21 protein-coding genes are annotated in these 24,363 nt (G+C 67.1%); 9 read left to right on the top strand and 12 right to left on the bottom strand.

The genetic code is table 11. From position 1 onward, the window contains the following. Positions 1-12: 12 nt before the first annotated feature. The 3 genes from DJ018_RS18635 to DJ018_RS18625 all read right to left on the bottom strand — a co-directional run bounded on the left by DJ018_RS18635 (position 13) and on the right by DJ018_RS18625 (position 3,418). Positions 13-1,248 (bottom strand): iron-containing alcohol dehydrogenase, encoded by a 1,236-nt coding sequence (locus DJ018_RS18635; RefSeq protein WP_111516489.1) that lies wholly within the window; start codon positions 1,246-1,248, stop codon positions 13-15. Next, entirely contained in the window at positions 1,245-2,273 is a 1,029-nt protein-coding gene (locus DJ018_RS18630) for an Ldh family oxidoreductase (RefSeq protein ID WP_111516488.1), read from the bottom strand. The genes DJ018_RS18635 and DJ018_RS18630 overlap by 4 nt, the downstream gene beginning before the upstream one ends. Before the next feature lie 86 nt (positions 2,274-2,359). Further along, positions 2,360-3,418, bottom strand: a complete 1,059-nt coding sequence (locus tag DJ018_RS18625) for an AbrB family transcriptional regulator (RefSeq protein ID WP_165842979.1) — start codon at positions 3,416-3,418, stop codon at positions 2,360-2,362. 260 nt (positions 3,419-3,678) lie between these two features. Between DJ018_RS18625 and DJ018_RS18620 the strand changes: the two genes are divergently transcribed. Continuing rightward, on the top strand, positions 3,679-4,122 hold the full coding sequence (locus DJ018_RS18620; RefSeq protein WP_111516486.1) for a hypothetical protein: 444 nt from the start codon (positions 3,679-3,681) through the stop codon (positions 4,120-4,122). On the opposite strand, the gene DJ018_RS18615 is transcribed toward DJ018_RS18620, so the two are convergent. The 6 genes from DJ018_RS18615 to DJ018_RS18590 all read right to left on the bottom strand — a co-directional run bounded on the left by DJ018_RS18615 (position 4,119) and on the right by DJ018_RS18590 (position 11,671). Beyond that, complete coding sequence (locus DJ018_RS18615; RefSeq protein ID WP_111516485.1) at positions 4,119-5,063, bottom strand: 2-hydroxyacid dehydrogenase; 945 nt, start codon at positions 5,061-5,063, stop codon at positions 4,119-4,121. The genes DJ018_RS18620 and DJ018_RS18615 overlap by 4 nt on opposite strands. A gap of 61 nt (positions 5,064-5,124) precedes the next feature. Continuing rightward, the gene (locus DJ018_RS18610; protein WP_111516484.1) at positions 5,125-7,254 is read right to left on the bottom strand and encodes an outer membrane protein assembly factor BamB family protein; all 2,130 of its coding nucleotides are present in this window, start codon (positions 7,252-7,254) and stop codon (positions 5,125-5,127) included. A 40-nt stretch (positions 7,255-7,294) separates the two neighbouring features. Then, entirely contained in the window at positions 7,295-8,353 is a 1,059-nt protein-coding gene (locus tag DJ018_RS18605) for a sugar phosphate isomerase/epimerase family protein (protein ID WP_111516483.1), read from the bottom strand. Further along, a complete protein-coding gene (locus DJ018_RS18600; protein ID WP_111516482.1) occupies positions 8,350-9,504 on the bottom strand; it encodes a Gfo/Idh/MocA family protein in 1,155 nt (384 codons plus the stop codon). The genes DJ018_RS18605 and DJ018_RS18600 overlap by 4 nt, the downstream gene beginning before the upstream one ends. After that, the gene (locus DJ018_RS18595; RefSeq protein ID WP_111516481.1) at positions 9,501-10,778 is read right to left on the bottom strand and encodes an MFS transporter; all 1,278 of its coding nucleotides are present in this window, start codon (positions 10,776-10,778) and stop codon (positions 9,501-9,503) included. The genes DJ018_RS18600 and DJ018_RS18595 overlap by 4 nt, the downstream gene beginning before the upstream one ends. Positions 10,779-10,915: 137 nt before the next feature. Next, complete coding sequence (locus DJ018_RS18590) at positions 10,916-11,671, bottom strand: ThuA domain-containing protein (RefSeq protein ID WP_111516480.1); 756 nt, start codon at positions 11,669-11,671, stop codon at positions 10,916-10,918. A gap of 122 nt (positions 11,672-11,793) precedes the next feature. On the opposite strand from DJ018_RS18590, the gene DJ018_RS18585 reads away from it, so the two are divergent. Genes DJ018_RS18585 through DJ018_RS18570 form a run of 4 tightly spaced genes read left to right on the top strand, consistent with a single transcriptional unit; the run spans position 11,794 to position 15,500 of the window. After that, the gene (locus DJ018_RS18585) at positions 11,794-12,333 is read left to right on the top strand and encodes a gluconate 2-dehydrogenase subunit 3 family protein (RefSeq protein WP_165842978.1); all 540 of its coding nucleotides are present in this window, start codon (positions 11,794-11,796) and stop codon (positions 12,331-12,333) included. A gap of 10 nt (positions 12,334-12,343) precedes the next feature. After that, positions 12,344-14,035, top strand: coding sequence for a GMC oxidoreductase (locus DJ018_RS18580; protein WP_111516479.1), 1,692 nt, complete (start codon positions 12,344-12,346; stop codon positions 14,033-14,035). 2 nt (positions 14,036-14,037) lie between these two features. Further along, a complete protein-coding gene (locus DJ018_RS18575) occupies positions 14,038-14,934 on the top strand; it encodes a sugar phosphate isomerase/epimerase family protein (protein ID WP_111516478.1) in 897 nt (298 codons plus the stop codon). A gap of 41 nt (positions 14,935-14,975) precedes the next feature. Continuing rightward, positions 14,976-15,500, top strand: a complete 525-nt coding sequence (locus DJ018_RS18570; protein WP_111516477.1) for a glycine cleavage system transcriptional repressor — start codon at positions 14,976-14,978, stop codon at positions 15,498-15,500. A gap of 42 nt (positions 15,501-15,542) precedes the next feature. On the opposite strand, the gene DJ018_RS18565 is transcribed toward DJ018_RS18570, so the two are convergent. After that, the gene (locus DJ018_RS18565; RefSeq protein WP_240609620.1) at positions 15,543-17,201 is read right to left on the bottom strand and encodes a response regulator; all 1,659 of its coding nucleotides are present in this window, start codon (positions 17,199-17,201) and stop codon (positions 15,543-15,545) included. Between DJ018_RS18565 and DJ018_RS18560 the strand changes: the two genes are divergently transcribed. Continuing rightward, positions 17,200-17,745 (top strand): response regulator, encoded by a 546-nt coding sequence (locus tag DJ018_RS18560; protein WP_240609618.1) that lies wholly within the window; start codon positions 17,200-17,202, stop codon positions 17,743-17,745. The two genes, DJ018_RS18565 and DJ018_RS18560, sit on opposite strands and share 2 nt — an antisense overlap. A gap of 37 nt (positions 17,746-17,782) precedes the next feature. On the opposite strand, the gene DJ018_RS18555 is transcribed toward DJ018_RS18560, so the two are convergent. Both DJ018_RS18555 and DJ018_RS18550 read right to left on the bottom strand, forming a co-directional pair. Continuing rightward, positions 17,783-19,096 (bottom strand): OmpP1/FadL family transporter, encoded by a 1,314-nt coding sequence (locus DJ018_RS18555; RefSeq protein WP_133254331.1) that lies wholly within the window; start codon positions 19,094-19,096, stop codon positions 17,783-17,785. Positions 19,097-19,175: 79 nt separating this feature from the next. Then, positions 19,176-20,582, bottom strand: a complete 1,407-nt coding sequence (locus tag DJ018_RS18550; protein ID WP_111516473.1) for a sensor histidine kinase — start codon at positions 20,580-20,582, stop codon at positions 19,176-19,178. A 197-nt stretch (positions 20,583-20,779) separates the two neighbouring features. Between DJ018_RS18550 and DJ018_RS18545 the strand changes: the two genes are divergently transcribed. The 3 genes from DJ018_RS18545 to DJ018_RS18535 all read left to right on the top strand — a co-directional run bounded on the left by DJ018_RS18545 (position 20,780) and on the right by DJ018_RS18535 (position 24,242). Next, positions 20,780-22,207: a sensor histidine kinase gene (locus DJ018_RS18545; RefSeq protein WP_165842976.1), complete on the top strand. Its 1,428-nt coding sequence runs from the start codon at positions 20,780-20,782 to the stop codon at positions 22,205-22,207. 35 nt (positions 22,208-22,242) lie between these two features. Further along, positions 22,243-22,614 (top strand): response regulator, encoded by a 372-nt coding sequence (locus DJ018_RS18540; protein WP_111516471.1) that lies wholly within the window; start codon positions 22,243-22,245, stop codon positions 22,612-22,614. 302 nt (positions 22,615-22,916) lie between these two features. Then, positions 22,917-24,242, top strand: coding sequence for an aminotransferase class I/II-fold pyridoxal phosphate-dependent enzyme (locus DJ018_RS18535; RefSeq protein ID WP_240609616.1), 1,326 nt, complete (start codon positions 22,917-22,919; stop codon positions 24,240-24,242). Positions 24,243-24,363 lie beyond the last annotated feature (121 nt).

The raw sequence follows: 24,363 nt of genomic DNA, 5'->3' as shown, positions 1-24,363 counted from the left end.
GGACTTTCCTTCTTACGCGGGCAGCTTGCGCAGCTCGGGACGGGTCCCGTCCTGCGCGGCGCGCAGGATGTGACCCATGGCGGCCGCATCCAGCTGGCGGGGGTTGTTCTTGACGAGGCGGGCGGCGCCCATCGCCTGATCGGCCGCCCAGTCGAGCTGGTCCTCGGCCAGGCCTAGTTCCTTGATCGTCCGCGGAATGCCGACGCGGGCGAACAGGTCCTCGATAGCATCGATGGCGGCGAAGGCGCGGGCTTCGTCGCCCTGCCCGTCCTTCGGCAGGCCCATGGCGTCGGCGATCTGAACCAGCTCGCGGATGCACTTGGGGCTGTTGTACTCCATCACGTAGGGCAGCAGGCAGGCGACCCCCAGGCCGTGGGCGGTATGGGTCAGGGCGCCCACAGGATACTGCAGAGCGTGCGCGGCGGCGGTGCCCGCCGTGCCGAAGGCCAGGCCAGCCAGCATCGAGGCCCACATCATGCTCTCGCGAGCCTCGACGTCAGACCCTTGCTTGACCGCCTTCTCAAGGCTGCGGGCGATGTGGCCGATCGCCTGGAGCGCGTACATGTCGCTGAAGGCGTTCTTGCCCAGGAACACGTGGCTGTAGGTGATGTCGCTCGTCGCATCGCGCGGCGCAGCCATGAAAGCTTCGACCGCGTGGGTCATGGCGTCGGAGCCCGAGGCGGCGGTCAGGCCGGGCGGGCAGGTCAGGGTCAGCTCCGGGTCGCAGATGGCGATCTGCGGAATGATCTCGGGGGTGGCGATGCCGACCTTCAGGGTCTTCTCCGGATCGGCCACAACGGCCACCGGCGTGACTTCCGAGCCCGTGCCCGCCGTGGTCGGCAGGGCGATCACCGGGATCACGGGGCCGGGCGCCTTGAACTCACCGTAGTAATCCGAAGGCTTGCCGCCGTGGGTCAGCAGCAAGGCGGTGACCTTGGCCTGGTCCAGGCAGCTGCCGCCGCCCAAGCCGATCACCGTGTCCGGGCCAAAGGCGCGGCCGATCTCCAGCGCCTCCTGAATGGAGCTCATCGGCACTTCCGGCAAGGTGCGGTCATAGACCCGCACTTCGACGCCGGCGCTGGTGAGGCCGTCGACCATGTCGCGGAGCGCCGGGTCCTGCCCCATGCGCTCGTCGGTGCAAATCAGCGCGCGCGAGCCGATCTTGGCGGCGTAGTGCGAGAGCGCCTTGCGCTGGCCGGGGCCCACCAGGATGTGACGGGGCGCCCGCGTTGCGGCGAAAAGGGTCATGGAACGGTTTCCTCGTGGACGGCCCCTTCAGCGAGGGCCTGTAACTGCAACCAAACTTCGTCGGCGATCGGCAGCCCGCTCTCGAGCCGTCCGGCCCGCACCTGGTGGGCGCGATCGCCAGGAATACGCACAGTGTCGAAGCCCTCGGCAGGAGGACTTTCGCGAATAAGATCGAGATAGGCGGCGAGCCGCCCTTCGCCAGCCGCTAGCCCCGCGTCGAGGACAATAAAAAGGTCGCCCTTGTTGCAGACCGCGTCGTCGTCGAGCGTGCCCTTGACCGCATCGCCCAGCGCCGAACCCGTCAGACCCGCCACCAGCAACTCGAACGCCAACCCAAGCGCATAGCCTTTGGCGCCGCCAAACGGCGCGATCGCCCCCGCCTTGGCGGCCTCAGCGTTCGTGGTGGGTCGTCCCTCCGCGTCCAACGCCCAGCCCGGCTCCAGCGGCGCGCCGCGATTGGCGTGGTCGTGGATCTTGCCCATCGAAACAACACCGGTGGCGGTGTCCATCACGAACGGGCGCCCCCCGGTCGGCGCGCCGACGGCGATCGGGTTTGTTCCGACCAAGGCGCGCCGGCCGCCCCAGGGGTGAACCAGCGCCTCACTGGTCGTCAGCGCGATCAGCGCCAGCCCGTCGGCGGCGACTTGCTCGGCATACCAGGCGAGCATCCCCAGGTGGTTGCTGTTGGAGATCGCGGCGACCGCCACGCCCAGTTCTCGCGCCCGAGGCTTCACAGCTTCAAGCGCCGCCAGAGCCACCACGGGTCCAAGTCCGTTCTCCCCGTTCACGGAGAGCATGCCAGGCGCTCGCCACTCATGCTGGCCGGTTGCGGCGGGGTTGGCGACACCGTTGTGGATCCGCCGGATCAGGCGCGGCAGGCGCAGGAGTCCGTGAGACGGAACGCCACGCAGCTCCGCCTCGAGAAGCAGCCCGACCTGAGTCCGCGCGGCTTCCTCCGGAGCGCCAGCGCGCCGGAGAGCCTGCAGCGCAACGCGCTCCGCCTCGGAGACAGGAACAACCGACATCTAAAATCCGATAGGATATCTGCTTTTAACCTGAAGGCCGGCGACCTCCGAGTCAACATTGCATACAAGCGTTTTCGCCGGAGCGGTCAGCTTTCCGGCTGTCTTCTGCGCGCCAGCCACGGCAGCGCGGCGAGCAGCAGGATCGTCCGGGAGAGATGGTGCGCGGCCACATACGCCGGATGAGCGTTCAGAGTGATAGATACCGCTACCATCATCTCCATGCTACCCGGCGCGAACGCCATCAGGCCAGCGGCCGGCCCGACCCCCACCATCCAGCCGACAGCCGCTCCTAAGGGAGCGCCCACCACGGCCATGACCACCAAGCTCGCCAGACTGGGCGGCAGCAGCCGCAGGAGATCGGAGAGGCGGATGCCGCTGAAACGCGAACCGATCACCGCGCCGATGCCGGCCGCGGCGACCTGAAAGCTTTGGGGCGGTAAGGCCGCAGCGACAAAGCCCGTCCCATGAACCAGCGCGCTACCCGTCATTGCGCCGAGGAAGATCGGCACCGGCCAGCGAAGGCGGTGGGCCAAGGCGACCCCCGCGAGCACCGACACGGCAAGCACCAGCCAGCCCACCGCTCCCCCAAGAAGCGGGGCCGCGTGCGGCTCCATGGGCGTGGGATGTCCAAAGCTCAGCGCCAGTGGCGCCATAGCGACAAGCGTGGAGATGCGAAGCGTCTGCGCGACCGCGACGCCCACCACGTTCGCCTGCTGCTCCTCCGCAAGCACCATCACGGCGGACAGCGCCCCCGGAGCCGACGCGAACATGGCGGTCGTTCGATCAGCCCTGGACAGGCGCGCGAAAACAATAGCGCCCAAGCTCCACATCGCAGCGGTGCTAACGACCAGCGCAGCCAGCGAAAGCGGCCACGTCTTCGCGGCCATAACAGCCGCCGGCGTGACGCTGGCCCCAGCGCCCAACCCGGTCAGCAGGAACAGCAGATTGCGGACGCGGCGCGACCATCCCAGCTTGCGGCCTGCAAGCGCCGCTGCGGCCGTAAACAGCAGAGCCCCAAGCACCGGACCGGCCGGTACCTTGAGCAGAACGAAAACACCGGCGCCGGCCGCTGCGATGAGCGCAGTCTCGAACGACCTTCGCAGTTCAGCGCGGAAAGCCGTGCGGTCGGGCGCGACCTGGTTCATCCCGCTGCCTAGGCGCCCCACCCAGTCGGCGTCAACAGCACAAGCGGCGCCGTTTGCATACATGCGGAGCGCGATGGCTGCCGGACAGCCAGAAAAAGAAAACCAGCCGCGCGCAAACGCGGCTGGTCAAGGGAGGAAAGAGGCTCGGGGCGAACCCCGCACCAGAATTGCCTAGCATCGGCTCGTTGAGTTGTATACACGTTAAGACAACGACGATGATCCCGCTAAACGACGGGATCCGAGCTTAGGGAGGTAGTAACTTGCGGCATCGCTCAGCCGAGTTGGTCCCTGACGCCGTGTTGACCAGCGCGCTGGTCCGCACCCCCATCGATCTTCATGTGATCTGGACTGGCGGCGACATCGTCTGCCAACCCGGATCGCTGCGCTCGCGTGCGCTGGCCTGCGTCACCGAGATCGGGCGGCCGATCTCCTTGCGCACGGTTCTGCAACGCGCAGCCCAGCTGGAAGACGGCATGGGCCTGGACCCCAACACCGTGCGCAGCTCGGTGCGCCTTCACCAGACCAGCAAGCCTGCTGTCGTTCTCCTCGTGCGCCGGCTGCCCAGCGGCGACTACGTGGCGGTGACGGATATCCCGTACGCCGGCGCCGTGGATCGGCGGCTGTCAGCCGGCGACTTGGTGCTGGATCGGCGCGGACAGGCCTATTGGGGCGGCGTGCGCGCCTCTCCGGAAGCCGCCGCCTAGACGACTCGGTCGGGCGGCTCACGCCCGGCAAGCCAGGCATCGAGGTTCTGGAGCACCCGCTCGCCCATGGCTCGGCGGGTCTCCTCCGTGGCGCTGCCCTGGTGCGGCTGCAGCACCACCTGCTCCATGGCCCACAGCGCGTGCGGCGTGTTCGGCTCGTCCTCGAACACGTCGAGCCCCGCCCCCGCCAGCTTGCCTTCCGCAAGCGCTGACACAAGCGCATCCTGATCGACCACAGCGCCACGTGAGATGTTGATCAGCACGCCTTGCGCGCCCAAAGCCGCCAGCACCTCTGCATCCACAAGCCGACGTGCTTCGGGTCCGCCGGACGTGGCGACGACCAGGATGTCGGCGTACGCCGCCAAGCTTTCGGCGCTGGCTTCGTAGGGATAGGGTGCGCCCTCCACAGGGTTGCGGCTGTGGTAGCGGATCTGGTCCGTGAAGCCTTCGAAGCGCCGAGCGATGGCCCGACCGATCCGGCCAAGCCCTAGGATCCCCACTCGCGAACCGCTGACCTTGCGTCCGAGTGGGACCCGCTCTCCGCTCTCCCATCGGCCGTCGCGCACAAACCGGTCGTTGGCGGCGATGCGGCGCTGAACAGCCAGGGTCAGGGCGATCGCCAGGTCCGCAACATCGTCCGTCAAAACATCGGGGGTGTTGGTCACGGTCACGCCGCGCGCCTTGGCATGCGGCAGGTCGATCTGATCGACGCCGACGCCATAAGCCGACACGATCTCCAGCCCCGGAAGGGCGTCCAGCACCGCATTGGCGACGCCGTGCGAGCCGGTGGTCACCACCGCCCGAACCTGCGCCCCCTGCCCCGCCCAGAAGGCTTCGGCGGCCGCACCCTCAAACGGCCCGTGCACCTCGAACCGCTGCTCCAGCTCTTGGTGGAACCAGGGCGGCAGGGCGGCGATCAGCAGAAGGTGCGGCTTTGTCATGGCGGCGCACCTTGGCGCCCGGATGCGACGCTGTCATCGCCTGCATACAAGCGTGGTCGGTTCAGTTGGCCCGGCGCCCGGCAGGCAGGGCGAAGGCCACATAGGCGCTGCCTTGCGGCCCCGCCTTGTTGCGCCCACCACTTGCGGCGATCAGCACATACTGACGCCCGCCAGCCATGTAGGTGATCGGCGTCGCGGTTCCGGCGAACGGCAGCTCCTGGCGCCAGAGCAGCTTGCCCGTGCGACTGTCGAACGCGCGGAACATGCGGTCATGCACGGTCGCGCCGATAAACAGAAGGCCGCTGCCGGTGACGATCGGGCCGCCGTAGCTCTCGGACCCCGTGTCGGGCTGACCCTTGGCGGCAAGGTCCGGATAGGAGCCGAACGGGATCCGCCACAGGTACTCGCCGGTGTTCAGATCAATGGCGTTCAGAGTTCCCCACGGAGGGGCGACGGCCGGGTAGCCATCCGGGTCGTTGAACCGCCGATAGCCGGTGAAGCGATAGGGCGCCCGCTCCGGCCCATTGCTCACCTCCCGCTTCTCGCCCGCTTGCGGCGTGCGGCCGGCGAGGAACTCCACGACCTCCTCCCGCTGCACGTCGCTGAGTTGCGGGAAGCCCGGCATACGCCCGCGGCCCTGACGGATGATGTAGTCGATCTGCGCTTCCGTGAGCCGCTGGGTCACGTCGCGCAAGTCTGGGAAATTGGGCGGCGCGCCTTCACGGTTGGCGCCATGACAGACGGCGCATTGGGCCTGATAGGTCCGCTCCCCAGCCGCCCCGCCGCCGCTCGCCGCCTCCCGCAGCGAGCCCAGCCAGGCCATGTCGTTGGCGTTGATGAAGAGCACGCCGCTCTTGGGATCGACCGCTTGGCCGCCCCACTCAGCGCCGCCGTCATAGCCGGGCATGACGACGGAATCGCGTCCCACGGACAGGGGCTGGAAGGGGCCGCCGTTGATCAGCTTGCGAAACGCCTCGACAGCCCAGGCGTGCGCCTGGGGCGTGCGGCGCGTGAGCATGTCTTCGGTGAGCTGCTGACGCGAATAGGGGGCAGGCTTCAGCGGCATCGGCTGGGTCGGCGCGGCCCGCTCGCCCGGCACGGTGCTGGCCGGAACCGGCCGCTCCTCGATGGGGAACAGCGGATGCCCCGTGACGCGGTCGAAGACGAAGAGCGCCCCGTGCTTGGTCGCCTGGGCGACAGCATCGATGGACCGCCCATTCTGCCGCACGGTGAGCAGCACCGGCGGCGAAGGGAAGTCTCGGTCGAGGATGTCGTGGTGGACAGCCTGGAAGTGCCAGATGCGCTTCCCAGTCCGCGCATCGAGGGCGAGGAGGCTGTTGGCGTAGAGGTTATCGCCCAGCCGATCCGCGCCGTAGAAGTCGTTCACCGCTGAGCCGGTGGGGACGTAGACGATGCCGCGGGCGCGATCGAGCGCCATCCCGGCCCAGTTGTTCGCAGCTCCGCTCACCGTCCGTGGATCGCGCGACCAGGTCTCATGCCCAGGCTCGCCGGCCTTTGGCAGAGTGTGGAAGGTCCAACGCAGGGCGCCGGTCCTCACGTCATAGGCCCGGATATCGCCCGGCGTGGCGGGCGCGCTTTCGGAAGTGCGGAAGCCCAGGATGATAAGGTCGCCGAAGATCACGCCCGGGGTGGTGTTGTAGACCGCCTGGCGGGCCGGATCGCCTTCGAAGCCCTCGCGCAGGTCGATCATGCCGCCCTTGCCAAAGGCGGGGTCGGGCCGCCCGGTGGCGGGATCGAGGGCATAGAGCCTGTTCATGACGCCGGCGAACAGCCGCTTGGTCTTGCCGTCGGTCCACCAGGCGAAGCCCCGGGAGGGCTGAGTGCCCTCAAGTCCGGGATCGAACCGCCACAGTTGGCGCCCGGAGGCGCCATCGATGGCCACCACCTTCAGTCCGGGCGTGAAGCCGAACACTACGCCGTCCATGGCCAGCGGGTGGGTCTGAAGCTCGCCCTCGCCCGTGTCGAACCGCCAGGCCGGCGCAAGGCTGGCCACGTTCGCTGGTGTGATCTGGGCGAGCGCCGAATAGCGCTGCCCTGCCGGATTGCCGCCGTAGGCGGGCCAATCCTGCGAGGCGGGCGCGAAGCCGTTTCCTCCAGGCGCCGGAGCGCCGCTCGCCAGCCCCGCCGCAGCGAGAGCGGCCGCAATCGCCCGAAGGCTTCGGCTACGCATCAGATCCCCCCTTGTACGCCAGTCCCCGTCTTTGCGGGTTTCAGGCTTCGCCGAGCAGCACTTTCCGGTTGAGACTGGCGTCGATGCCCGACGCGGCGAAGTCGTCGAACGCCCGCTCCGTCACCCGGATGATGTGGTCGCGGATAAAGGGCGCGCCTTCACGGGCGCCGTCCTCCGGATGCTTCAGCGCGCATTCCCACTCGAGCACGGCCCAGCCTGGGTAGTCGTAGGCCGCCATCTTCGAGAAGATAGCCTTGAAGTCGACCTGCCCGTCGCCCAGCGAGCGGAACCGACCCGGCCGGTCGACCCAGCCCTGGTAGCCGCCATAGACGCCCGAGCGCCCCGTTGGCCGGAACTCGGCGTCCTTCACGTGGAAGGCGCGGATCCGCGAGTGGTAGATGTCGATGAAGGCCAGGTAGTCGAGCTGCTGCAGGATGTAGTGGCTCGGATCGTAGAGGATGCAGGCGCGCGGGTGGTTTCCGACCGCCTCCAGGAAGCGCTCGTAGGTTGCGCCGTCGTGGATGTCCTCGCCCGGGTGGATCTCGTAGCAGGCGTCGACGCCGTTCTCGTCGAAGACGTCGAGGATCGGCTTCCAGCGACGCGCGAGTTCAGCAAACGCCTCTTCCACCAGCCCCGCCGGCCGTTGCGGCCACGGGTAAACGTAGGGCCAGGCCAGCGCCCCGGAGAAGGTCGCATGGGCGTTCAACCCGAGCCGGCGGCTGGAGATCGCAGCGGCCTTGACCTGGCGGACCGCCCACTCCTGCCGAGCGCTCGGATTGCCGCGCAGCTCTGGCGGTGCGAAGCCATCGAACAATTCGTTGTAGGCTGGGTGCACAGCTACCAGCTGCCCCTGCAGGTGCGTCGAGAGCTCGGTGACCTGCAGGCCCTTGTCGGCCAGCATGCCCTTGATGTCGTCGCAGTAGGTCTGGCTTTCAGCACCCAGCTCCACGTCGAACAGGCCGCCGACCCCGGTCGGCAGCTGCAGGCCGACGTAGCCCATGCCCGCAGCCCAGTCGGCCAGGGTCTCCAGCTTGTCGAACGGCGGCTCGGCGCCGACGAACTGGGCCAAGAAGATGCCGGGTCCTTTGATGGTCTTCACGCTGCGAACTCCTGAAGGCTGACCCAGGTCGAGCCTTCCCGGCTCGAAAGAATGGCGCGGTCGATGAAAGCCATGCCGCGCACGCCCGCGAGGATGCCGGGCACGGTGTCCGGCCGCGTTCCTGTCGCGATCGCTTCGGCGAAGTCGCGGTAGATATTGCCAAAGGCTTCGATGAAGCCTTCCGGGTGGCCCGTCGGCAGGCGCGTGGCCGCGACGGCGGCGTCGGACAGATAGCCGGACCCGGCGTGGAGGGTCTGTGTGGGCGCGGAAAGCCAGTTCAGCGTCAGGGTGTTCGGGCTCTCGTGACTCCAGTCGAGGCCGCCCTTCTCGCCGTAAACGCGCAGGCGCAGGCCGTTGCGATCGCCGGCCGCAATCTGGGAGGCCACCAGCACGCCAGGCACATCGCCCTGGAAGCGAAGCAGCACGTTGCAATCGTCGTCGAGCGCACGGCCCGGCACCACGGTGGAAAGGTCTGCGCAAACCCGCTCCACCTGCAGGCCGCTGACGAACTCCGCGATGTTGAAGGCGTGAACCCCGATGTCGCCGCTGCAGCCGCCCGCGCCCGACTCGGTTGGATCGGTGCGCCAGCCGGCCTGCTTGTTGTCGCCGGCTTGTTCGATGGGCTCGGAAAGCCAGCCTTGGCTGTACTCCACCACCACCTTGCGGATGCGGCCGAGATCACCACGACGGACGATCTCGCGCGCTTCCCGAACCATGGGGTAGCCCGTGTAGGTGTAGGTCAGGCCGAACAGGCGGCCCGAGCCCTCCACCACGCGCCGAAGCTCCAGGGCCTCATCGAGCGTGGCCGTGGCCGGCTTGTCGCTGATGACGTGCAGGCCGGCTTCCAGAGCCGCCTGGGCGACCGGAAGGTGCAGGTGATTGGGCGTCACGATCGCCACCAGTTGCGCGCCGTCCGGCCGCGCCGCCTCGGCCCGCATCATGTCGCGGTAATCGGCGTAGGCGCGGTCCGGCGCGACGTCCCAAAGGGCGGCGGCCGCACGGCACTTCTCCGTGTCGCGGCTGAAGGCGCCAGCCACGAGCTGTATGCGGGCGTCCAGCTCGGCAGCCATGCGGTGAACCGGGCCGATGAAGGCGCCCGGGCCGCCGCCGACCATGGCCATGCGGACAGGAGGATGGCTGCTGCGGCTCATGGCTTGGCGGCTCCCGGATCGAGGGCGAGGTAGGGGCTTTCCTGCTCCTCATCAGCCGAAGCCGGACCGCGGGTCGGCGGCTTGAAGAGGAAGGCCAGCATCAGGGCGCCGATGAAGGTGAGCGCCGTCGGGATCATGAACAGGCTCTGGAAGTCGACGACCTCCTGTACGCCGGTGGCGGTGGTCACCGTCTCCGTCATGCTCTTCATCAGGCTGGGGAACAGGAAGCTCGCCACCACCATGCCGACGCCGAGGATCAGCAGGTTGAACAGACCCTGGGCGCTGACGCGAACGTCCTTCGGGAAGACGTCGTCCACGAAGATGTACACGGTGGCGAAGAAGAAGGCGTAGCAAACGCCGTGCAGCAGCTGGACGAAGATGATCGTCGGCACGCTGTCGGCCGCGAAGGCGAACACCAGGAAGCGCGCGCCGTGGCCGAGAATCCCGATGATCATGGTCCAACGCCAGCCCAGCCGCGCCAGCACCGCGCCCAGCACGAACATGGTCAGGATCTCGGCGATCTGGCCGAGGCTCAGCACCAGCATCGACAGGTTGCCCGCGATCCCCACTCGCGAGGTGAGGAAGACGTCGCTCATGACGAAGTAGCCGTTGTGCACGACGCTATCGATGAAGGTGACGAGGAACAGCACCAGCACATAGGGCTTGCGCAGCAGGCCGATGGCGCGACGCCAGGCGAGCTTGTCCACCGCGCCCTCCGCTCGCGGGGGCGTGTGCGGCAGCGTCAGGGAATAGGCCGCCATGGCGAAGGAGATGATCGCAGCGACCAGGAAGATCCAACGGACCTGTTCCACCGTCGCCTGAGCGCTGAGCAGGAACACGAAGGGCCAGCTCGCCAGCACCCAGCCGACGGTGCCGCCCATCCGCACGGCGCCAAAGTCCCGCGCGGGGTTGGCCAGGTTGGCGAAGGCCACCGTGTTGGTCACGGAAAGCGTCGGCACATAGATCAGGCTGTAGGCGAGGTAGCAGGCGAAGAAGGGCCAGAAGCTGGTGGAGAAGGCCGTACCGACCAGGCACAGGCCGCTCAGCAGGTGACTCACCGCCAGGAACTTCTCCGACGCGAAGTTGCGGTCGGCGAACTGGTTCGAGAAGAAGATGCCGACGATGGAGGCGATGCCCCAGGAGCTGCCGACCAGCGCCTGCTGCCCTGCCCCGAAGCCGAGCATTGTCATGTACGGGAACAGCTTGGGCGCCCAGGCGCCCCAGATGGCGAGCTGCAGCACCATCATCAGGAAAAGACGATTGCGCGAGCTCATGCCGAAGCTCCCGCAATCGAGCGGTGTTCCAACGTCACATCTTCCTCCCTGGGGGCTTCGTGGCGGCCCCGTCTCATCCCAGCAGAACCGAAGAATGCGAAGCTGGCAACGCTGTCATGCCAGCCCTCGCCGCGCGCTCAACGTTTGGCAGCCCAGCGGATCCCGCCGGCCAGATGCTTCATGAAGTTGGCGTCCCGGAACGACTCGGGCGTGTGCCCCATCGCCGTATAGAAGACCCGCCCCCCCTCGAATTCCCGGGTCCAGGAGACCGGGTTGGGATTGACGTCCTTTTCGCCGATGGACGCCGGGTCCAGGGTCGCCAGCAGGTGGCTCCGGGGATCATAGTCGTTGAAATAGTACCACTCGTCCGTCCGGCGCATGACGCTCGGCAGGCCGGTCGTGCTGGGGTGCTTGCCGTCGATCACCCGGACCTCGCCCTCCGGCGTACCTTTCGGGTGGCTCACGAAATAGCCGCCGATCAGCTGGCCGTACCACGGCCAGTGGTAGTGCGAATCCGAAGCCGCGTGGATGCCGACGACGCCACCGCCGCGATGGACGAAGTTCTGCAGCGCCGTGCGGCGCTCGCCCACGAACCACTCGGAAGCCGGGTCCTTCGGGTTGGTGCTGGTGCTGAGCAGGAGCAGGACATCGACGTTACGCAGGCTCGCGTCCGAGAACACGGCTGGATCTTCGCTTGTGGTGACGGTGAAGCCGCTGCTGCCCGCCATGGCCTTGATAGCTTCGACGCCGGGTCCGATCGATGCGTGGCGGTAGCCGGTCGAGTGGGAGAAGACCAGCACCCGGATCGGCCCGCTTGCGGCGGGCGCCGGGCCAGCGAACCCCAACCAGAACAGCGCGCTCAGTGCGAGCGCCAGGCCGCCCAACCCCTTCATCCTTGTCTCCTCCGGTTATTCTTGCGCCTATAGAGGCGGGCGTTGCCTATGGACAACGCTGTCAATCGATCGGAAGAATGCTCGAAATAGTCGGCAGCACAAGCCGGCTTAAGGGAGGTTCCATGTCGCCGTTAGATCGGCGCGCTCTGCTGAAGAGCGTGCTGGTGCTGGTCGGCGCAGCTGCGGTGGGCGCGCCAGATCTGGCGTTCGCTCAAGGCGCTGCGCCTCGCTTCCTCAGTGCCCCGCGTTTCGCGCTGCTTGATGAAGTCAGCGCCCTCATCATCCCAAAAACGGATACGCCAGGCGCGCGCGAAGCGGGCGTCCCGAACGCCATCGACAGCCTGCTCGCCGACTGGGCGTCTGCTGAAACCCAGCAGCGGCTGGTCGCCTCGCTCGACGCCCTCGATGCCGAATCGCGAGCCAAGCTCGGCGCGCCCCTGCCCGCCGCGCCCGCGGCCGGTCGGCTGGCCTTCCTGCGCGACTACGACGCCGCCGCCATCGCCCGCCAGGACCGCGGCTACATGCAGCTCAAGCAGCTGGTGATGATGACCTACTACCTGTCGGAGCCCGGCGCGACCGAAGAGCTCCGCTACGAGCATGTTCCCGGCGTGTGGGAGCCGTGGATCCCGGCTGGGCCGGACACCCGCGCCTGGGCCGTCTGAGGGTACCGTAATGAGTTTTGACGCGATTGTTGTGGGCTCCGGCATGAGCGGCGGCTGGGCCGCCAAGGAGCTCGCCGAGAAGGGCCTGAAGACCCTGGTGATCGAGCGCGGCAGGCCGCTGCAGCATCAGGCGGACTACACCGACTTCGTGCAGCCCTGGGAGCTGCAGAACTACGGCATGGTCTCCGAAGCCGAGAGCCACGCCGACTATCCGGTCCAGAGCCAGTGCTATGCCTTCACCACGGCCACCAAGCACCTGTGGGTCAAGGATTCCGACCACCCTTACACCACCCCGCCAGACAAGCCGTTCATGTGGATCCGCGGCTATCATCTGGGCGGGCGCTCCATCATGTGGGCGCGGCAGTCGTATCGCCTCAGCCCGATGGACTTCGAGTCCAACAAAAAGGACGGCTACGGCTCGGACTGGCCGATCCGCTACGAGGACATGGCCCCCTGGTACGACCATGTGGAGCGGTTCGCCGGCATTTCCGGCGCCAAGGATGGCCTGGAACAGCTGCCCGACGGCGACGAATACCTGCCGCCCATGGAACTCACCGGCGTCGAGAAGGAGTTCAAGAGCAAGCTGGAGGCCCGCTGGCCGACTCGGCGCCTGATCACCGGCCGCTGCGCCCACCTCACCGAAGCCAAGCCGCACCACCAGGAACTCGGCCGCGGCCAGTGCCAGTACCGCTCGCTGTGCGACCGCGGGTGCTCGTACGGCGCCTACTTCTCCAGCCTCAGCGCCACGCTCCCGGCGGCCGAGCGCACGGGGAACCTGACGGTGGTCACCAACGCCATCGCCCACAGCGTGATCTACGATCCGAAGACCGGGAAGGCGTCCGGCGTGCGGGTGATCGATGCGGTCACCAAGCAAGGCCGGGTCTATGAGGGCAAGGTGATCTTCCTCTGCGCTTCGGCCATCGGCACGGCGCAGATCATGCTGAACTCCAAGTCGGAGGCCTTCCCCAACGGGATCGCCAATCGCTCCGACGCGGTCGGCCGCTACCTGATGGACCACCTCAGCGGGCTGGGCGGCTGGGGCCGGGTGCCGGGGCACCATGACCGCTACCATCGCGGTCGCCGTCCGAACGGCTTCTACATCCCGCGCTACCGCAACGTCACCGAACCGGGCGACGGCTATACTCGGGGCTTCGGCTTCCAGGGTCGCGGGCAGCGGGCGAACTGGCGGCGGGGCATGAACAGCCCCGGCGTGGGCGCCGAGTTCAAGCAGAGCCTGCGTTCACCCGGCGACTGGGAGCTGAGCATCAGCGGCTTCGGCGAAATGCTGCCGCGCCCGGAAAACCGGGTGACCCTGCACAAGAACAAGGTCGATCAGTGGGGCATCCCGGTGGTGCACATCGACTGCGGCCTTGGGCCCAACGAACAGAAGATGATCGAGCAGATCGGCACGGACGCACGTGCGATCCTGGAAGCCGCAGGCTGCGAGGACGTCCAGGTGTTCAAGCACTACGGCGGCGTCGGGTTGGGCATCCATGAGCTGGGCACCGCCCATATGGGTCGCGATCCGAACACCTCGGTGCTGAACAAGTACAACCAGGCGCACGACGTGCCGAACCTGTTCGTCACGGACGGCGCGTGCATGGCCTCCGGCGGCTGCCAGAACCCGTCGCTGAGCTACATGGCGATGTCCGCGCGCGGGGCGCATTACGCCGCCTCGTTCCTGAAAGAAGGAAAGATCTGACCATGGACGCCAACCTTGCGATGAGCCGGCGCGGCGCCCTGCTGGGAGCTGGCGCGCTTCTTCTCGGGGCCAGCGCAGCCCGCGCTCAGGCGAACAGCTTCGAGCGACGGGCTGGGGTCCAGCTGTGGACCGTCAACGCCGAGATACAGAAGGATGTCGAGGGCACGTTGAAGCGGATCCGCCAGATCGGCTACGAACGGGTGGAGACGGCGGGCTACGCCGGCCGCACCCCGGCGGAGTTCGCAGCCGCGGTCAAAGCCGCAGGCCTCGTCTGTGACAGCGTCCACCACAACGCGGGCGACCTGATGGCCGACCTGCCGGGCAAGATCGCCGCGGCCCAGGCGATGGGGGCCAGCTGGCTGGTCTGCTCGTCCCCCAATCCGACCACGCCACCCAAGGTCGGTGCGGACGGCAGCTGGAACCGCGCCATGGGACGGGCTATGAGCGCCGACGACTGGAAGCGGAACATCGCCTTCCTGGCCGAGGCGGCGCCAAAGGTCCGCGCAGCCGGTCTGCAGCTGGCCTACCACAACCACGCCATGGAATTCGCCGAAGCCGGCGGGATCATCCCCATGGAGGAGATCATCAAGGCCGGCGTGCGGGCGGAGCTGGATGTGGGTTGGGCGGCTGTGGCCGGCGCTGATCCGGTGGCCTTCCTGCGCAAGCACGCGGGCAAGGTCGACCTTCTGCACGTCAAGGACATCGCGACTCGTCCGAACGCCACCGGGCCGGAGCCGGCTTCAACCGAAGTCGGCCGCGGCGTCGTGGACTGGCCGGCCGTGTTCGCCGCCGCCCGCGCCACCGGCGTGCGCAGCTGGTTCGTCGAGCAGGAAGCGCCCTACCGCCGCCCGCCTTTCGAGTCCCTGGCCATCAGCTACGAGTACGTTCGAAAGCTCTAGGGCGCTAAAGTCGCTGCCCCGTCCTTCAGCGAGTGTCGGCTATGAGCACCTTGATCCTCAGCGTCATCGGCAGCGATCGGCCAGGCCTGACCCAAGCCCTGGCTTCGGCTGTCCTGTCCGCCGGCGGCAACTGGCTCGAGAGCCATCTCAGCCAACTCGGCGGTCTGTACGTCGGTTCGGTGCTGGTCGAGCTCGACGCGGAGGGCGTCGAAACGCTGCGCGCAGCGGTGCGGGAGGTCGACGCCCAGGGACTTGAGGTGCGGATCGCGCCAGCCCAGGAAGGCCCCCAACTGACCGGGGACGCTGTCCGCTTCAGCGTCGTCGGCCAGGATCAGCCTGGCATCGTGCATCAGGTCACGGCCGCGTTGAGCCGGCTCGGCGCGAATATCGAAGCTTTCGAGACTCGCTTGAGCGTCGAGCCGCATTCAGGCGGGCCGCTCTTCCATATGGACGCGCGGCTGCGTCTGCCGTCGGCATTGGACGCCGCCGCCGTTCAGGCGGCGCTGGAAGACATCTCCGGCGAGATCATGGTCGACATCTCCCTCGCGCCTGCCGCAGGCGACTGAGACCAGCTGTCGGGGCGCCGCGATCCTGCGTCTCCTAGTGGTTCACCAACAAGTGGCGGCGGAGCGGGTCTGAACGGAAGGTTCAGCGGCTTGGCTCCCGTCCAGCGCTTGCTGGAGGCTCGCGAACAGGGTCTCGGGCGACAAAGGTTTTGTCAGGTGCTGGTCGGCGCCCGCATCCAAGGACATCTGCACGTGACGTCGGCTTGCGTGGGCCGAAAGGGCGATCACCGGCACGCGCCCATGCCCCCTCCTCGCCTCCCGCTGGCGCAGCTCGCGGATCGCGCTCAAGCCGTCCAGCACCGGCATCTGCACGTCCATCAGGACGAGGTCGAAGTCGCCGCTGCCCCAGGCCTCCAGCGCCTGAGCGCCGTCGCCGACCAGGGTCACCTCCGCGCCGAGCGGCGCCAAGGTCAGCTCAAGAACACGACGGTTGGTCGCATGGTCGTCGGCGGCCAGGATGCGGAGCGGCCGGTCGCGGCCTCCGGTGAGCTGCGGCGACGCGGAGGCCGGGGCGGCCGTCTCCATCGGCAGCAGCAGAGTGAACGCCGCGCCCTGCTCTGGTGCGGCCTCGGCGGTGAGCCGGCCGTCCATCAACTCCGCCAGTCGACGCGAGATTGCGAGGCCCAGCCCAGAACCGCCGAAGCGCTGGGCGATCGAACCATCAGCCTGCTCGAAGCGGCCAAACAGCTGCTCCGCGCGGGCGGGATCGAAGCCGATTCCACTGTCTCGGACCTCGAAACGGAACATGTCGCCGTCCCGTGTGGCTCGAAGGCGCACAGCGCCTTGCTCGGTGAACTTGACGGCGTTGCTCAGAAGATTGGTGAGGATCTGCTGCAGCCGCAGGGGATCGCCCCAGGCGGCCACACGCACCGCATCGTCGATGTCGCAGCTGTAGGTCAGGCCCTTGGCGCTGGCGTTCGCCGCGAAGAGCGAGAAGCAACGCTCCACCACACGCGCCAGTTCGAAGGCTTCACGTCGGACCTCGAGCTTGCCGGCCTCGGCACGGGAAAGATCGAGCGCGTCGGACAGAAGGCGTTCGAGCGCTTGTGCGGATTCCACGATGGTCAGGGCGAGCGGGCGCGGATCATTCGGCGCTTCTTCGCGGGCGAGCACGCTGGCCATACCGAGGATCCCGTTCAGCGGCGTGCGGATCTCGTGGCTCATGTTGGCCAGGAATTCGGATTTGGCGCGCGTCGCCGCTTCCGCTTGGGCGAGCTGGGCTCGCAGTTCGCCGATCAGCCGGGTCAGCTCGGGCTGCTCAGCGCGGATCTGCTCGACCGCCTGCTTGCGGCCGATCTGCACCTCGATGCGGGCGCAGGTGACGTCCAGATTGATCGGCTTCGTGAGGTAGTCGTTGGCGCCTTCACGCAGGGCGCGGACGACGTCCTCGCCTGCGTCTCGGACCGTGACCATCACCACCGGCAGCTCGAGCGCGTCGTACCGCTCGCGGATCGCCTTCAGAACCTGGAAGCCGTCCATTTCCGGCATCACCACGTCCAGCAGGACAAGGTCGAAGGTCTGCTCTGCCAACGCAGCCAAGGCCGCAGCGCCGCTGGGCGCTTCGACGACTTCGAAACCGCGCCGACGCAGCGGGCGGGCAAGGACAATGCGGTTATCTTCCAGGTCGTCAACGACGAGCAGACGCGGCGCGGCCATCGCCGCCGCCGTCAGTCGCCGCTCGCCTGCCAGACCCGTTTGCATGGCCGGAGCCATACGCCCGCAGCCGTTAATTGCCGGTGCATTTGAAGTGAACGACTTGGTTACCCATCGATGGCAGCTTGCGCGCTCAGGTAACCGAGGTCCCCAGGTGTACGACCGCCCGACAGATCGGCCGCTCCGCGTGCTTATGGCCGACGATCATCCGACGAACCGTGCGGTGATCGAGGTCATACTGAGCCTGATCGACGCCGACCTGATGGCCGTTGAGGACGGTGCGCAAGCGCTCGAAGCCTTCAAGCGAGGCGCCTTCGACGTCGTTCTGATGGATCTTCAGATGCCGGTCATGGACGGGCTGACCGCCATTCGAGGCATTCGCAACTTCGAACAGGAAGCGCTGCGCGGCCGCACGCCGGTCCTCGCCGTGAGCGCCAATGCAATGAGCGAACATGTGGCCGCCGCTTTGGAAGCTGGCGCCGACCGTCACATCGCCAAGCCGGTTGTGCCGGAAGCCCTGCTGGATGCGATCTCGCGGGCTGTCGCCGAGGCCGAAGCCTCAGGCGTGGACCTCAGGGCCCACGCGCTCTGAGAGGCGCCCGTCGAACGGGCGCCCTCCCCCTTCTCCCTTAGAACCGCCAGTCCATTCCGACCGAGGCCGCGAGGCCGTGCCCGTCGAACTCGCCGAACGCCGGCGAGACGGTGCTGGCGGGCGTGCCTTGGTAGAAGCCGTTCAGATCAACGATCGGGGCCGACGCGAAGTCGGTGTAGGTCAGCGCCCCGTGCACTGTCAGCACGGACGTCAGAACGCCGCTGGCGCCCACCGCGACGACGCGGCGATCGGCGTCGAACACGCCGGACTCGCGCAGCGTGTTGCGCGTCGGGGTCGGCTCGAAACCCACGCCCGCGCGGACGGTCCAAACGTCGTCCAGGGTGTAGTCCGCGCCGAAGCTGATCGAGGTGGTGTCCCGGAAATTCTGCTCGATCTCAGCCACTTGGCCGGCGAAGGCCACGTGGATGGCGTCGTACTTGCTCCAACCCGTCCGGACCAGCTGGGTGCTCAGCGTCAGCTGGGGGGTGGCTTGCCAGCGGGCGGCCGCCGTCAGGTTCCAAGGCAGGGTGAAGCTGGTGACCGAGGGCGCCTGGAAGTTGGCGCTTTCCAGCGGCCCAAGAAGGCCGCTGACGCGCAGGTCGCCGTCCATCTCGTGCTCGATTGCGGAGCGGTAGCTGACGCCGAAGGTGACTTCATTGACGTGCGACTGCGCACCAACGGTCCAGCCGTAAGCCCAATCCTTCGCATTGAGGTGCGAGTGGCCGTCCGGCGCCGACGGGTCGAGGTTCGGATAGGCGCTGTCCAGGAAGGCGTCGACACGCTGTGCGCTGACCCCGACACCGACGTCCAGCCAGGGGTTCACCTGCACCGCGCCGGTGACCTGCACGTCGATGGCGTCGATCTTGTTGCTGATCGTGTCGTAACGCGTCCAGGCGTCGGAGCCGAAGTCGGTCTCGATGTGGAACGGACGAGTGACCGACAGGCCGACGGCGAAGCGATCGTTGATCCGGGTCGCCGCCGCACCGAAGAAGCCGACGTAGTCGCCTGCAGCGTCGGAGACGCGGCTGCGCCCGCCAACCGGGGTGGTCAGGCCGCTCGGCGGGATTGGGCGCACGACCGTGCTGCCCTGGTCGGTGAACTCGGTGGACAGGCTCTGATAGTGAGCGCCCAGGCTGACGCCGCCGCTCTCGCGAGCGATGGCGGCCGGATTGGACCAGAGCGCCCCGACACCCATGCGCGCGGCTTCACCGGCGTTCGCGCGGCCCGCCCCCTCGACAGAGATCACCGGAACAGCAAAGCCGTTGGCGAGCGCGGGCTGCGCCAGCGCAACAGCGGCGCCGCCCAGCATCAGAGCCAGAGAAAGCCGGCGGGGGGAGATCTCGACAGACACGTCAACTCCAGAAGTTCTTATGCCGGACGCAGCCGGCGCAGGATCGCAGCATCTAAGGCGGCTGCGGTTAACCACAGCCTTACGCAGCCTCGGCGGGCGCGGCGGCCTCGTTCCGAACTTCTTCCAGCGCCAGCACGGCTGGGATGCGGAGCGTGAAGGAGGAGCCCCGCCCGGCCTCGCTGGTGACCGAGATCGCGCCGCCCATCAGAGCGCAGAGCTTCTGGCTCACAGCCAGGCCGAGACCGGTGCCGCCGTACTGGCCCGCGGTCTTGGCGCTGATCTGGGCGAAGTCCTGGAAAAGCTTCGGAAGGTCCTTCTCGGCGATACCGATCCCCGTGTCATCCACTCGGATCTCCACCCAGTCACCGGCCGGCGTGCGATCCCGGCGGACCGTCAGAGTGATACGCCCGGCGGAAGTGAACTTGGCGGCATTGCTGAGCAGGTTCAGCACCACCTGACGCAGCTTGGTCTGGTCGGTGATGACTTCGCCGAGTTCGCCGCTCGTGCGGATGACGAGCTCGTTGCCCTTCTGGTCGGTGAGCGGACGAGCGGTGGCCACCACGCCTTCGATGAAGGCGGCCAACCCAAAGGTTTCGGTGCTCAGTTCCACCGCGTTGGCTTCGATCCGGGACAGGTCGAGCACGTCGGTCACGAGCGCCAGCAGGTGTTGGCCCGCCGCGTTGATCCGGCGCAGATCCGCCAGCTTCTGCTCGTCCGCGCCCTCGTCCTCGCCAGTCTCCAGCAGCAGCTCGCTGTAGCCGATCACCGCGTTCAGCGGCGTGCGGAACTCGTGGCTCATCTTGGCCAGGAAAATGGAGCGTGAAAGGTTGGCCTGATCGGCGTGCTCCTTGGCCTGGCGCACGCGCTCGGCTGTCAGGCGGTGGCGCTCCGCCTCCTGCTCCAGTTCGGAGCGCAGGGAGATGGTGCCCACGTAGTAGATGGCCATCCAGGACATGTAGACGGTGGCCGAGAAGATGGAGATCCAGCCGACGGTGGTCAGCTGCTCGATGGCCACGCGCTCGGCGAACCGCCCATTCACCGCATAGGCGGCGTAGAAGGCGGCCACGTCGCCCGCGAACATCCCGAGCACCAGCAACGGCCGATCGCCGAGGTAAAAGAAGCCAAGCAGCAGCGCCACCACCAGCCACGGCAGCAGCGGCGAACTCACGCCGCCGTAGTGGAAGGAGCCGAACAGGGACGCAAAGGCGAGCACCTGCACCGACAGCAGGGCGACAAGCTGCAGATTGCCGGTGAACTTCAGCACGAACGGCAGCAGCCAGAACGAACAGATGGCCAGGATCATCGTCCAGACGACAGGCCCCGGCTGCGGGTCAGTCAGGTAAAGGAACAGGCAGATGGACTGCGCCATCAGCGGCCCAGCCAGGTGCGTAAACACGAAGTTGCGCGCCAAGCCGCGCTCCGAGCGCTCCTGCTTGGCGGCTTCCGGTACGAACCAGTCGATCAGTCTAAGGACCGCCGCCCACATGCGCCCTCCGCACTCCGACTTTCATCAGTGCATCTGGCAAGCGAGGCCTTAAGAACTGGTGCACAGCTCTAGGTGGCGCAGGATAACCCGATTTTAAGCAGCCTCCGGGCAGACTTCCTCCGGCCATTACTTTTGGTTGTATCAGTCGATCCGCTTTGAACTCTATGCGGATCCTTGGGCTAGTCGGGGCAGAGAACATGGCGGCGACCAAGCAACGTGGGAGCCTGATCGATCGCGTGATCGATTGGTTCATCCCGCCCGAGCTGAAAGCGGAGCGCGAGAAGCGCCAACTGGCCCGCATGTTCCTGATCAGCCACGTGCTCGGGCCGTTCCTCGGCAACGTGGTGCCGGGCGCCCTCTACTTCCTCGATCCGACGCCAGGCTATCCGGTGGCGGTGCTGGCCACGTCCATCACGGGCTTTTGGGTGTTCCCATTCCTGCTGAAGGCCTTCGGCCGCTACAACCTGCTGTCCTTCATCTCGGTGCAGAACCTGATCTTCTGCATCCTTTGGAGCTGCTACTACTATGGGGGCGTGACCTCACCCACCCTGCCCTGGGTGCTGACGATCCCACTTCTCACCTTCTGCTATCTCGGCCCCTCGCCCAAGCTGCGCCTGCTGGCCTTTGCGCAGTTCGGCCTGAACGCGCTGGCGTTCGTCGGCATCTATCACCTGTTCAAGACCCCGCTGGACGACACGCCGCGGGAAGCCCTGCAGGGGTTGGGCATCGTCTCGACCCTCGCGTGCCTGGCCTACGTGGCGATGATGGCGCTGTACTACCGGCGCATCCTCGACTCCGGCGTAGAGCTGGAAGCCGAGATGCGTGGGCACATGGCCACCGCCGCACAACTCCGCCGCTCGACGGCCGAGGCCGAACGCGCGAGCGCCGCCAAGGCCGAGTTCGTGGCCAGCATGAGCCATGAGCTCCGCACGCCGCTCAACGCGGTGATCGGCTATTCTCAGATGCTGCTTGAAGAGGCCGAGGACACCAACGACGAGGCTTCGGCGACGGACCTGCACAAGATCCACGGCGCCGGCCAGCACCTCCTGCGCCTCGTCAACGAAGTCCTCGACCTGTCGAAAATCGAAGCCGGTAAAATGGAGTTGGCGCCGCAGGAGCTGTCGGCGTCGGAATTCCTGGCCTTGGCGGCCGAACGCCATCGGGCCCCTGCCGAGGCCAAGAGCCTGACGCTACGGCTAGACCTACCCCCCAGCCTCGGCTTCGTGTTCTGGGATGCCGATCGCGTCACCCAGGCGCTTGGGCAAATCATCGAGAACGCCGTGAAGTTCACCGATGCAGGCGAGATCGACGTCTCGGCCGTCCGCACTGGCGATCCGGACGAGGAAACCGTCGTCATTACGGTGTGTGACACGGGCGCGGGCATGCCGGCCGAAATGCTGCCGCGCCTGTTCGAGAAGTTCACGGTCGCCGAGGACGCGAGCGCCAGCAAGTACGGCGACGCTGGCCTGGGCCTCGCCCTTGCCATGGCGCTGTGCCGCCTGATGGGTGGCGACATATCCGCCGAAAGCCAGCTCGGCCAGGGCAGCCGCTTCCGCCTGGCGCTTCCCGTTCGGGCGCCGCTGGCGAGAACCGCGGAAGCCGACGCCGAACGTCAGGCCGCCTGATAATTCCCTCGAGACGCTCTTCCCGGACCCTCCCCATGACCCGCATCCTCCTCGTCGAAGACAACGAGATGAACCGCGACATGCTGACCCGGCGGCTCAGCCGTCACGGGTTTGAGGTGCGCTGCGCGCCCGACGGGCCGACCGGCGTGCGTCTCGCCGAAGAGGACAGCCCGGCGCTCATCCTGATGGACGTCGCTCTAGGGGAGATGGACGGCTGGGAGGCCACCACTCTCATCAAGGGACGGGCCTCGACGGCGCACATCCCGATCATCGCTCTTACCGCCCACGCGCTGGCCAGCGACCGCCAACGCAGCGTCGAGGTCGGCTGTGCGGACTTCGACACCAAGCCTGTCGACCTGCCGCGCCTGCTCGGCAAGATCAACGCCTGCCTGACGCCGGTCGCCTAGCTCGCCGAACGTTTCAGCAGCACCAACGACGGCCGCGACCTGTCACAAGGGTCGCGGCCGTTGTTGTCTGCGGCCCATGAATTCCGCGCCGGAAAACGCCGATCACTCCGAACAGGGTGAATGCGCCGGAAAGCATTCAAGCGCGAATACCACCCCATACGGGAAGGGTTATTGACGGTTAAACATGATGCACACCTAAGACGTGCAAATCTATACACTCGACGATAACTGATCATCGATAGGATGTACCCAACCATAGAACACGGTGGGGACTAAAGATGCCGAATGCATATTCAGAATACGTGCCCGACGAAGCTCTCGGCGGCAGCATGCGCGACTACCGCTATCCGCGCGGCGCCGACCTGCAGGATCGCGTGGGTGGCTTCTACAAGTGGCAGGATCTGCGCCGCAGCCACGGTATGTGGCCGTTCTCGCGTTCGACGGAGGAAAGCCCGTCGACCGTGACGGCTGCGCGTAACGACGCCGGCGGCAAGTTCCGCGGCGTCAATTTCGCCAGCCAGGACTACCTGAGCCTTTCGGTCCACCCGGCCATCAAGCAGGTCGCGCTGGACGTCATCCACGAGTTCGGCGTGCACAGCGCCGGCTCGGCCGCCCTGCTCGGCAACACCTCCCACTCTGTCAAGCTTGAGCGCAAGATCGCAGACTTCCTCGGAACGGAAGAAGCGATCCTGTTCCCCACCGGCTGGGCCGCCGGCTACGGCGTGATAAAGGGCCTTGTTCGCTCCACCGACCACGTTGTCATGGACGCCCTCGCCCACACCTGCCTGCAGGAAGGCGCCAACGCCGCCACCCGCAACATCTACCTCTTCCGCCACAACCGCGTGGACGAGTGCCGCCGCTGGCTGGAGAAGATCCGCAGCACCGACACCACCAACGGGATCATGGTGGTGACCGAAGGCCTGTTCTCGATGGACAGCGACACGCCGGACCTGCCGGCGCTGCAGGCTCTCTGCCACGAGTTCGACGCCACCCTGATGGTCGACGTGGCCCACGACCTCGGCAACCTCGGCCGGGACGGCAAGGGCTTCATCGGCGACCAGGGCATGCTCGGGAAGATCGACCTGGTCATGGGCAGCTTTTCCAAGACCTTCGGCTCGAACGGCGGCTTCGTCGCGTGCCGCAGCCGCGAGATCAAGGAGTACCTTCGGTTCTACAGCCCGCCCTGCACCTTCTCCAACGCGCTGTCGCCCTCCCAGGCCGCGACCGTGATGAAGGCGTTCGAGATCATCGAGAGCGCTGAAGGCCAGCAGCTGCGCGACAAGCTGATGACCAACATCCTCAGCCTGCGGAGCCAACTGGTTGAAGCTGGCTTCGAGGTCTACGGCGATCCCTCCGCCATCGTGTGCGTCAAGATGGGCTCCGAAGGCCTTGCTCGCCTGGTGAGCCGCCGCCTGCCCGACGCCGGCCTCATCGCCAACCTGGTCGAGTTCCCGGCTGTGCCGAAGGGGCAGGCTCGCTTCCGCATGCAAGTGATGGCCGAGCACACCGAAGCCAACATCCGTGACGCCGTGAGCGCGCTTCGCAGCGCCTATGGCGCTGGACGCGCCGAGTTCGAAGAGCGTCAGGCCGACTTCGGCAGCGACGCCGCCAAGCAGGTCGCCGCCTGATCTGCTGAACAGCCAAAGACAAGGGGGCAGGCGCCGCGCGCCTGCCCCCTTTTTTTGGATCCGGCATCCCGTAATGCGGCCGAAGGCTCCTTGTGACCTACCCGCTGCTGTGGGCGCCCGC

The sequence above is a fragment of the Phenylobacterium deserti genome, from assembly GCF_003254705.1.
Lineage (GTDB): Bacteria > Pseudomonadota > Alphaproteobacteria > Caulobacterales > Caulobacteraceae > Phenylobacterium > Phenylobacterium deserti.
Note: the sequence above shows the minus strand (reverse complement) of the source record. Positions and strands in the feature narration are given on the sequence as shown.

What these genes read in the sequence shown, in the direction of transcription:
- DJ018_RS18585 (WP_165842978.1), top strand. Translation starts at nt 11,794, where the DNA reads ATGTCGCCGTTAGATCGGCGCGCTCTGCTGAAGAGCGTGCTGGTGCTG.
- DJ018_RS18570 (WP_111516477.1), top strand. Translation starts at nt 14,976, where the DNA reads ATGAGCACCTTGATCCTCAGCGTCATCGGCAGCGATCGGCCAGGCCTG.
- DJ018_RS18575 (WP_111516478.1), top strand. Translation starts at nt 14,038, where the DNA reads ATGGACGCCAACCTTGCGATGAGCCGGCGCGGCGCCCTGCTGGGAGCT.
- DJ018_RS18580 (WP_111516479.1), top strand. Translation starts at nt 12,344, where the DNA reads ATGAGTTTTGACGCGATTGTTGTGGGCTCCGGCATGAGCGGCGGCTGG.
- DJ018_RS18615 (WP_111516485.1), bottom strand. Translation starts at nt 5,063, where the DNA reads ATGACAAAGCCGCACCTTCTGCTGATCGCCGCCCTGCCGCCCTGGTTC.
- DJ018_RS18635 (WP_111516489.1), bottom strand. Translation starts at nt 1,248, where the DNA reads ATGACCCTTTTCGCCGCAACGCGGGCGCCCCGTCACATCCTGGTGGGC.
- DJ018_RS18590 (WP_111516480.1), bottom strand. Translation starts at nt 11,671, where the DNA reads ATGAAGGGGTTGGGCGGCCTGGCGCTCGCACTGAGCGCGCTGTTCTGG.
- DJ018_RS18550 (WP_111516473.1), bottom strand. Translation starts at nt 20,582, where the DNA reads ATGTGGGCGGCGGTCCTTAGACTGATCGACTGGTTCGTACCGGAAGCC.
- DJ018_RS18560 (WP_240609618.1), top strand. Translation starts at nt 17,200, where the DNA reads ATGGCCGGAGCCATACGCCCGCAGCCGTTAATTGCCGGTGCATTTGAA.
- DJ018_RS18545 (WP_165842976.1), top strand. Translation starts at nt 20,780, where the DNA reads ATGGCGGCGACCAAGCAACGTGGGAGCCTGATCGATCGCGTGATCGAT.
- DJ018_RS18565 (WP_240609620.1), bottom strand. Translation starts at nt 17,201, where the DNA reads ATGCAAACGGGTCTGGCAGGCGAGCGGCGACTGACGGCGGCGGCGATG.
- DJ018_RS18595 (WP_111516481.1), bottom strand. Translation starts at nt 10,778, where the DNA reads ATGAGCTCGCGCAATCGTCTTTTCCTGATGATGGTGCTGCAGCTCGCC.
- DJ018_RS18630 (WP_111516488.1), bottom strand. Translation starts at nt 2,273, where the DNA reads ATGTCGGTTGTTCCTGTCTCCGAGGCGGAGCGCGTTGCGCTGCAGGCT.
- DJ018_RS18600 (WP_111516482.1), bottom strand. Translation starts at nt 9,504, where the DNA reads ATGAGCCGCAGCAGCCATCCTCCTGTCCGCATGGCCATGGTCGGCGGC.
- DJ018_RS18540 (WP_111516471.1), top strand. Translation starts at nt 22,243, where the DNA reads ATGACCCGCATCCTCCTCGTCGAAGACAACGAGATGAACCGCGACATG.
- DJ018_RS18610 (WP_111516484.1), bottom strand. Translation starts at nt 7,254, where the DNA reads ATGCGTAGCCGAAGCCTTCGGGCGATTGCGGCCGCTCTCGCTGCGGCG.
- DJ018_RS18625 (WP_165842979.1), bottom strand. Translation starts at nt 3,418, where the DNA reads ATGAACCAGGTCGCGCCCGACCGCACGGCTTTCCGCGCTGAACTGCGA.